Below are 7278 nucleotides of genomic sequence, written 5' to 3' on the forward strand. Positions count from 1 at the left end.
GCCCCCGCCGGCGCGGATGACCAGGCTTTCTTGACGACGGAAAGCATATCCCTCACCCAGCATGACATGAATTTTTCCCTGACGCCGGACGACTGGACGGTCATCAGCCTGTCGCTCAAGGTCAGCATGGTCGCGGTCGCAGCCATGCTGCCGATCGCCTTCGCCCTCGCCTGGATGCTGGCGCGCTGGCGCTTTCCGGGCAAGCTGCTGCTCGATGCGCTGGTCCATCTCCCCCTCGTCGTGCCGCCGGTCGTGACCGGCTGGCTGCTTCTCATCCTTTTCGGCATCAACGGCCCTGTCGGCCGCTGGCTCGACCAGTGGTTCGGCGTCACCTTGCTGTTCCGCTGGACCGGCGCCGCGCTTGCCGCCGCGATCATGGCCATGCCGCTGATGGTGCGGGCGATGCGCCTGTCGATCGAAGCCGTCGATCGGCGGCTGGAGCAGGCGGCCCAGACGCTGGGGGCATCCCGGCTACGCAGCTTCCTGTCCATTTCGCTGCCGCTGTCCCTGCCCGGCGTACTGGCGGGCGCGATGCTGGGCTTTGCCCGGTCGATCGGGGAATTCGGCGCGACCATCACTTTCGTCTCCGACATTCCCGGCGAAACCCGCACCCTGCCGATCGCCATCTATGCCGCGCTGCAAGTGCCGGGCGCGGAAACGACGGTCAGCCGCTTCGCCATCATCTCGGTTCTGCTTTCGCTCGGCGCACTGCTCCTGTCCGAACTGCTCGCACGCCGGGTGACGCAGGGACGCATGCCCCATGTCCTTTGACATCGCCGTCCGCGTCCGCCTGGGTGATCGCAACATCGCCCTTGCATGCCGTTCCGATGCCCGACTGATCGCGCTCATCGGCCCGTCAGGGGCAGGCAAGACCAGCATCCTCAACATGGTCGCCGGACTGCTAACGCCCGATGACGGGCATATCGCCATTGGAGGGCGGCGGCTGTTCGACAGCAAGGCAGGAATCGATCTGCCGGTCGCCGACCGTCACGCCGGCTATTTGTTCCAGGATCTGCGCCTGTTCCCGCACATGCGGGTGGAGGCTAATCTGCGCTACGGGCGGCGGCCCGGCGGCCGGCTTTCGCAGGAGGACATGCTTGCCTTTCTCGGCATCGGCCATCTGCTGCATCGCATGCCCGCCAGCCTTTCGGGCGGCGAGGCGCAGCGGGTCGCGATCGGCCGCGCGCTTCTGTCCGCTCCCCGCTTTCTGCTGATGGACGAGCCGCTCACCGGCCTCGACCGGGAGCGGCGCGAGGAGATATTGCCGCTGATCGAACGGCTGCGCGACGAAATCGGCCTGCCGATCCTCTATGTCACCCACGATCTGCGCGAAGCCGAACGGCTGGCCGACCTGATCGTCGAGATACCCGACAGATGAGCCGCCATGTCGACAAAGATGGTCGACAGCCGCCCAATTGACCGCCATCAGGAGAGCATGCAGCAACAGGAAAATGATCCGCTGACCCCTTCGGACGAGTTACAGGAAAGCGCCGGCGCGATCGAACAGCGCCTCGATCGGCTCGAGCACATGATGGCAGACAGCATCAGCCGGCTGGACCGGCTGCAACATCTGGTCGAATTGGTGCTGAGCGAAGCGCATCTTCGCCGACGGGAGGATTTTTCCGCCTCCGAAGGCAACCCCCACTGGTCGAGCGAGGGCTTCCCCATCCTGCGCAGAAATTGGCCGGTATATTTCGGCAGCGATCGCCAGGACGACGAATTGGCGGCAGAGAATTTCCTGGCCGGCGGATGGTTCGCACGGGAATCGTGGGGCGTCTGGGGCAGCGACGCAGTTCAGGCGATTCGGTTCGCGCTGGAAGATTATCGGGGCGGATATGTCACCGTGCATCTGGGGCTGCATTGCTTCGTCCCGCCCGGCATGGAACGACCGAGTGTCGATATTCTCGCCAACGGCTATTTTCTTGGAAATCATAAACTTGGCCCGATGGGGCGGGTTATCACACTACGCCTTCCTCCTTCCTGCATAGGCGATGGCAATATCGTGCTTCAGCTACAGCATGACGCGGCAGCATCGCCCGCCGCCCTGGGAGCCGCGCCGGACGATCGCATCCTGGGCGTGGGACTTACGATGCTGGATGCCGCCTAGCACCTGCCCTTCCAGAGAAAGAGGAGAGCAGAAAGCGGCGCGAACCGAGAGCGATTTTCAGGAAGAACAACATAAATATATTTGGCCGAACAGATATCGACGCGATGCAACAGATCGCATCTTGATTGCAGAGCCGCTTCATTTGCGGTTACTGCTCGCACAAAGTGCAGGGGACGCAGGCCCTTGACGTGATGCATGGTTCAATTGGCGCGCATTGCGATGCGCGGATCATCAGGGAGCGAAATACAGGCGCATGGCCAATCTGATCATCACCGGGGGCGCGGGTTTTATCGGCGCGAATTTCGTTCGCCACTGGCGCAAGACGGCGCCCAATGACGCCATCATCGTGCTGGATGCGCTGACCTATGCCGGCAATCCCGCCAATATCGCCGACGTGCCCGACGTGACGCTGGTCGAGGGTGATATCTGCGACACGGCGCTCGTCTCGCGGTTGATGGCCGATCATGACGTCGATACGATCGTCCACTTCGCTGCCGAAAGCCATGTGGACCGCTCCATCACCGGCCCCGATGCCTTCGTGACCACCAATGTCATCGGGACCCACAGCCTGCTCAAAGCCGCCAAGGCCGCCTGGCTCGACAAGGGCAGCGGCCGGCCGCACCGCTTCCACCATGTGTCGACGGACGAGGTCTATGGCACGCTGGAACTGGACGATCCGGCGTTCAGCGAAACCACGCCCTACGCCCCCAATTCGCCCTATTCGGCGTCCAAGGCCGGGTCCGACCATCTGGTGCGCGCCTATCACCACACCTATGGGCTGGAAACGACGACCAGCAACTGCTCGAACAACTACGGCCCCTACCAGTTTCCCGAAAAGCTGATCCCGCTCTTCACCCTCAACGCGCTGTCGGGCAAGAATCTGCCCATCTATGGCGACGGCATGAACATCCGCGACTGGCTCCATGTCGAGGATCATTGCGTCGGCATCGAACTGATCCTGCGCAAGGGCCGGATCGGGGAAACCTATAATGTCGGCGGCGGCCAGGAACTGCCCAATATCGAGGTGATCAGGGAGATCTGCCGCGGCGTGGATGAGGCGTTCGCCCGCAATCCCGCACTTGCCGCGACATTCCCGCACGCACCCGCAGCCCAGGGTCGCCCTTCCGCCGAGCTGATGACCTATGTGCAGGATCGCAAGGGGCACGACCGTCGCTACGCGATCGACGAAACCAAGATCCGCAGCGAACTGGGCTACGCGCCGTCGCGCGATTTCCCGCAGGGCTTTGCCGACACGCTGAACTGGTTCCTCGACAATCAGGACTGGTGGCGCCCGCTGATCGGCCGGGCCGCGCTCGTGGCCTGACCATGGATGCGCTTTCGGCCGGCTTTCCAACAGTCGGCCGAAAGCTGCACAAAAGGGCTTGACCGCCCCGCGAACCCCGCCTATCTGCGGCCTCCCAAGCGGGGCTGGCCCCGCAGATGATGCCCGATCGTCTAATGGTAAGACTACGGACTCTGACTCCGTCAATCGAGGTTCGAATCCTCGTCGGGCATCCAGAACTTTTCCAATAAAATCAGTATCTTCCATCTCACGTGACCGCAATCTTGCGGGGTTTTCATGTTGCATGAAATTCCCGCACATTTCCGCCATTTTCCGCGCATTTCCGAGCGCTCCCGGCGGCTCCATGCAACATGGATGCGACATGGAAACCCCCTATAAATCAGCAACCGTTTCGCCGTCCTTTGACAAGGCTCAGCACGGACTATTGCCTCCCCGATATGCTGACCTATGGTTGGACAGGGGGAAATCATGGCGCGGAAACAAGACAACAGCGGCTGCGGCTTGGCAGCCCTCTGCCTGGTCATCATCGTTGCGATCGGGAAGTGCTCTGGCGGAGGATCCTCAACAGATGAGCAGGCTTCCGTGACGGCGCCGGCGGCGGCCAGCCCCACAATCTCCACGATTATGCATGTCGCCTCAGCATCATTGAATTGTCGCGCTGAGCCGGCCCCCGATTCGCGGGTGGTCGAGAAGCTGAGCCGCAGCGATCAGGTGGACGCAGGCGAGACGAAGGACAGCTGGGTCAAGCTGGATCGGATCGGGGGGGACTGCTGGGTCGCTCAGCGTTTCCTTTCGGAGGGTGCGCCTGATCCAGAACCAGCCGAATCATCATCCCCTCTCTACTCTCCGCCGCCATCACAGCCCGAAGTCGACTTGGCGCCCCGCAGATCAGCGGCCAGTTGCGGCATCAAATGGAAGTGCGGGCAGATGGACAGTTGTGCGGAGGCCTATCACTATCTCAACGATTGCGGCGTCGGCCGGCTGGATGGCGACGGCGATGGCGTGCCTTGCGAAAGCATATGCTGAAACCATGGCAAATTTAACGCTGGCGTCTCGATGCTTGGCAGCGACATGATGAAGCTAGGAACCAAAATGACCCCCCTCGACCGCCTCAAATATCTCCCAGACTGGCCAGCGCGCATGACGGCCCCTGTCGCCGCTGCCTACATGGGCGTCTCACCGACGACGTTTCTTACCAGGTTCCGACATTTCGGCATCAAGGAAGGTGGTAACCTCCTGTGGGCAAGGCTTCAGTTAGACCGTAAGCGCGGAATTCCGCGCACCTGTTCGGTTGAGTGAGGCGGTGTGAAAGATGTGTCCACCAAGGAAGAGGTGGACACATGGAGATGGCCCCGATGGGCTCGTATGGGCTCGAGGTTGTAAGGGTGACGAGTAACGGCCGGCGCTATTATGGTCGGGCGGGGAAGGCACGGTTGGTCGAGGCGTGCCTCGAGCCGGGCATATCGGTGGCGAGGCTTGCGCTGGAGCATGGTGTCAACGCCAACCAACTGCGCAAATGGGTCAGGAAATATCAGGAGCGGCAGAGTGCGAACGGGCAGCGGAGCACGGGGCAGTTGCCGGATCCGTCGGCGTTTATCCGGGTGGAGACGTCTCCGGCGCCTGCGGAGCGGCACACCGGTGGGATCGCGCCCCGGTCTGCGGGATTGGTACCGTCAGTGCGGTTGCAGGCGTCGATGCCAAATGGCGTATCGCTGACGCTGGAGGGGTGTGACGCGCAGTTGCTGGTGGTGATGATCGATGCGCTGGGGCATTGCCATGTTCCGGCTCGCTGAAGATCTGCGCGTCTATCTCCACCGGGATCCGATCGACTTTCGCTGTGGGATCAACAGCCTTGCGATCCTAGTCGAGCAGTCGATGGGCCTCAATCCGTTCGAGCGCGCGGCGTTTGCCTTTTGCAACCGGCGCCGGACCCGGATGAAGCTGCTGTTCTTTGACCGGTCGGGCTTTGTATTGGTGCTCAAGGCGTTGACGCAGGACAAGTTCCGATGGCCCAAACGAGCGGAAACGGTGGTGGCGCTCACCGCGGAGCAATTGCGATGGCTGCTCGACGGGATCGATATTGACGCGATGGTCCCTCATCCGGTGCGGCAATATCAGTTTGTCGGTTGAAGGCCGTTGACGCGGGAACGGGCTTTCGATTCAAGACTGCGATGGATCGAGGCGGCGTCCCCACTATTGCGGAATTGATGGCGCTTCTGGCGACGAAAGCCGCTGAAGTCGAGGCATTGGCGGCCGAGAGAGACTCTCTTGCCCGGCGCATCCTGAAGCTTGAGGAGGAACTGGCGCTGGCGCGGTTGCACCGCTTTGCGCCGCGCAGCGAAAAGCACCTGGATCGTGTCTTCAATGAAGCCGAGCAGGCCTCCCTGGAGGACGATACCGACGATGGACACGACGACGTCGATGAGCCGGTCGCCGCCGATCTTCCCGACACAGGATTGCCGGAGGCGAGAAAGCCAGAAGGGAAGAAGCGCGGGCGCAAGGCACTTCCTGCCGACCTGCCGCGCCAGCGCGTCGAGTATGACCTCGCCGACGACCAGAAGGTCTGCCCGTGCTGCAGCGAACGGATGCATCGCATGGGGGAAGTGGTAACCGAGCAGCTTCACATCGAGGTGAAGGCCACGGTTCTTCAGAATGCCCGCGCCAAATATGCATGCCGCAATTGTGACCGCACCGGGATCGCCACGCCGATCGTCACTGCGCCGATGCCCGCACAGCCCTTGCCGGGCAGCATTGCCACGGCCTCGACGCTGGCCTTTGCCCTTGTTCATAAATACGTCGATGGCACACCGCTGTATCGTTTGGCGCAAACCTTCGAGCGCGCAGGGGTACCTGTCAGCCGTGGTGCTCTGGGCCGTTGGGTGATCGCTTCGAGCGAGAGGCATTTGCATCGCATCTTTGACGCCCTGAAGCTGCGGCTCCGGTCCCAGGAGGTCATTCATGGCGACGAAACTACGGTTCAGGTGCTGAAGGAAGAGGGCAAGGCTCCTACCAGCACCTCGTATATGTGGGCCTACCGCAGCAGCCAGGACAGCGAACAGCCGATCGTGCTGTTCGACTATCAACCCGGTCGCGGGCAGGAACATCCGCAGGCCTTCCTCGGCGACTATCGCGGCATCCTGATGAGTGACGGCTATACGGCCTGGCGCACATTGAAAGGCGCCACGCATCTGGGCTGCATGGCCCACGCCAGACGGCGCTTTGCCGACGCCCTCAAGGCGAGGAAGAAACAAGGCGGGCCGCCCGCACAGGCGCTCAAGTTCTTCGACCAGCTCTACCGGATCGAAAGGCAGGCGCGGGACGAAATACCCGATGAGGGGGAAACGCAGGCCAGCTACATGCGCCGCTTCCGCCAGAAACATAGCGTCCCGGTCCTGGATGCACTCAAGGCGTGGCTCGATGACATCGCGCCCAAGGTTGTGCCCGACACCAAGCTTGGTGATGCGGTCTCCTACACCCTCAACCAGTGGGAATACCTGACGCGCTACGTCGAAGACGGCAGGATGCCGATCGATAACAACCTTCTCGAACGCGACATCAGGGTTTTTGCAACAGGAAGAAAATCCTGGCTCTTCTGCGATACCGTGGACGGCGCACGGGCGAGCGCCGTCACCTACAGCCTGATGCTGACTTGCCGCGCCTGCGGCGTCGAGCCTCTCGCGTGGCTACGCCATGTCCTCACTGAACTTCCCCAGCGCCCTCACGACGCCGATATCGACGACCTGCTGCCATTCAACTTCGAAAGACAAGCCTGACCCGCCGACGTCGCTGCGGTGGCCTATCTCGTCCAGCGTCAACTATGATGGCCGCACTGCCTCCGGAAGCAGCGTGCTACGAAATGCGCGCTTAC

At 62.1% G+C, this 7278-nt stretch carries 8 protein-coding genes and 1 tRNA gene; all 9 read left to right on the forward strand.

From position 1 onward, the window contains the following. The first annotated feature begins 66 nt into the window (after positions 1-66). The 9 genes from modB to tnpC all read left to right on the forward strand — a co-directional run bounded on the left by modB (position 67) and on the right by tnpC (position 7183). Positions 67-771, forward strand: coding sequence for a molybdate ABC transporter permease subunit (gene modB / locus DM806_RS07515; protein ID WP_179042595.1), 705 nt, complete (start codon positions 67-69; stop codon positions 769-771). Further along, entirely contained in the window at positions 761-1378 is a 618-nt protein-coding gene (locus tag DM806_RS07520) for an ATP-binding cassette domain-containing protein (protein WP_179042596.1), read from the forward strand. The genes modB and DM806_RS07520 overlap by 11 nt, the downstream gene beginning before the upstream one ends. A gap of 6 nt (positions 1379-1384) precedes the next feature. After that, positions 1385-2107: a hypothetical protein gene (locus DM806_RS07525; protein WP_179042597.1), complete on the forward strand. Its 723-nt coding sequence runs from the start codon at positions 1385-1387 to the stop codon at positions 2105-2107. A gap of 253 nt (positions 2108-2360) precedes the next feature. Continuing rightward, a complete protein-coding gene (rfbB, locus tag DM806_RS07530) occupies positions 2361-3431 on the forward strand; it encodes a dTDP-glucose 4,6-dehydratase (RefSeq protein ID WP_179042598.1) in 1071 nt (356 codons plus the stop codon). Positions 3432-3551: 120 nt separating this feature from the next. Then, positions 3552-3625 (forward strand) — tRNA-Gln (locus DM806_RS07535). Between the two features lie 253 nt (positions 3626-3878). Further along, positions 3879-4436: an excalibur calcium-binding domain-containing protein gene (locus DM806_RS07540; RefSeq protein ID WP_218647395.1), complete on the forward strand. Its 558-nt coding sequence runs from the start codon at positions 3879-3881 to the stop codon at positions 4434-4436. 359 nt (positions 4437-4795) lie between these two features. Further along, complete coding sequence (gene tnpA / locus DM806_RS07545) at positions 4796-5203, forward strand: IS66-like element accessory protein TnpA (RefSeq protein WP_372859360.1); 408 nt, start codon at positions 4796-4798, stop codon at positions 5201-5203. Further along, positions 5187-5540: an IS66 family insertion sequence element accessory protein TnpB gene (gene tnpB, locus DM806_RS07550; RefSeq protein ID WP_179042601.1), complete on the forward strand. Its 354-nt coding sequence runs from the start codon at positions 5187-5189 to the stop codon at positions 5538-5540. Before tnpA ends, tnpB begins: the two co-directional genes overlap by 17 nt. Positions 5541-5581: 41 nt before the next feature. Continuing rightward, entirely contained in the window at positions 5582-7183 is a 1602-nt protein-coding gene (gene tnpC, locus DM806_RS07555; protein ID WP_179042623.1) for an IS66 family transposase, read from the forward strand. Positions 7184-7278 lie beyond the last annotated feature (95 nt).

It is taken from the genome of Sphingobium lactosutens (assembly GCF_013393185.1).
In the GTDB taxonomy this organism is placed as follows: domain Bacteria; phylum Pseudomonadota; class Alphaproteobacteria; order Sphingomonadales; family Sphingomonadaceae; genus Sphingobium; species Sphingobium lactosutens_A.

Bases quoted from the DNA above. Each gene is read 5' to 3' on its own strand.
- modB (WP_179042595.1), top strand. From the start codon at position 67: ATGAATTTTTCCCTGACGCCGGACGACTGGACGGTCATCAGCCTGTCG.
- DM806_RS07520 (WP_179042596.1), top strand. From the start codon at position 761: ATGTCCTTTGACATCGCCGTCCGCGTCCGCCTGGGTGATCGCAACATC.
- DM806_RS07525 (WP_179042597.1), top strand. From the start codon at position 1,385: ATGTCGACAAAGATGGTCGACAGCCGCCCAATTGACCGCCATCAGGAG.
- rfbB (WP_179042598.1), top strand. From the start codon at position 2,361: ATGGCCAATCTGATCATCACCGGGGGCGCGGGTTTTATCGGCGCGAAT.
- DM806_RS07540 (WP_218647395.1), top strand. From the start codon at position 3,879: ATGGCGCGGAAACAAGACAACAGCGGCTGCGGCTTGGCAGCCCTCTGC.
- tnpB (WP_179042601.1), top strand. From the start codon at position 5,187: ATGTTCCGGCTCGCTGAAGATCTGCGCGTCTATCTCCACCGGGATCCG.
- tnpC (WP_179042623.1), top strand. From the start codon at position 5,582: ATGGATCGAGGCGGCGTCCCCACTATTGCGGAATTGATGGCGCTTCTG.